At 38.5% G+C, this 857-nt stretch carries 1 protein-coding gene; it reads left to right on the top strand.

The genetic code is table 11. From position 1 onward, the window contains the following. Window positions 1-857, top strand: an 857-nt coding sequence (gene mtlA, locus NCCP28_RS23460; protein ID WP_248563563.1) for a mannitol-specific PTS transporter subunit IIC, incomplete at both ends; no start/stop codon positions are given.

Genomic DNA, 857 nt, shown 5'->3' with positions numbered 1-857 from the left:
TGGGGATTAATAACTGCTCTATTTATACCAACGGGTTGGTTCCCTAATGAGGAACTTGCTAAACTAGTTAGCCCAATGATTACGTATTTATTGCCATTATTAATTGGTTATACTGGCGGTAAAATGGTATATGACGTTCGCGGAGGAGTAGTTGGTGCAATTGCCACTATGGGGGTAATTGTTGGGGCTGATATACCAATGTTCCTTGGTGCCATGATTATGGGACCAATCGGTGGATATTTAATTAAAAAAGTGGATGACTTATTAAAAGGCAAAGTTAAAACAGGCTTTGAGATGTTAGTGAATAACTTCACTGCAGGGATTCTAGGAGCTATTATTACTATTATTGCTTTCAAATATGTTGGTCCTGTAGTAGAAGGTTTAAGCAGCTTTTTATCAAATGGCGTACAAGCGATTGTTGACGCAAATCTATTGCCATTGGCGAGTATTTTTATTGAGCCGGCTAAAGTATTATTCTTAAACAATGCAATTAACCAAGGGATTTTAGGGCCGATTGGTGTAGAGCAAGCAAAAGAAGTTGGAAAATCTATTCTGTTTTTATTGGAAGCAAATCCTGGTCCTGGTCTTGGAGTACTATTAGCATACTGTTTATTTGGAAAAGGTACATCCAAACAAACAGCACCTGGAGCAGCAATTATTCACTTCCTAGGTGGTATTCATGAGATTTATTTCCCATATATCTTAATGAAACCTATGTTATTATTAGCTGTTATCGGCGGTGGAATGAGTGGAGTATTCACATTTACACTATTCCATACTGGACTTGTAGCTACACCATCTCCAGGAAGCATCTTTGCGCTTATGGCAATGGCTCCAAAAGGTGAACACGTAGGTGT

The organism is Niallia sp. NCCP-28, from assembly GCF_023168165.1.
Taxonomy (GTDB): Bacteria; Bacillota; Bacilli; order Bacillales; family Cytobacillaceae; genus Niallia.
The sequence above is the reverse complement of the archived record's forward strand: the minus strand, read 5'-3'. Positions and strand labels throughout refer to the sequence as shown.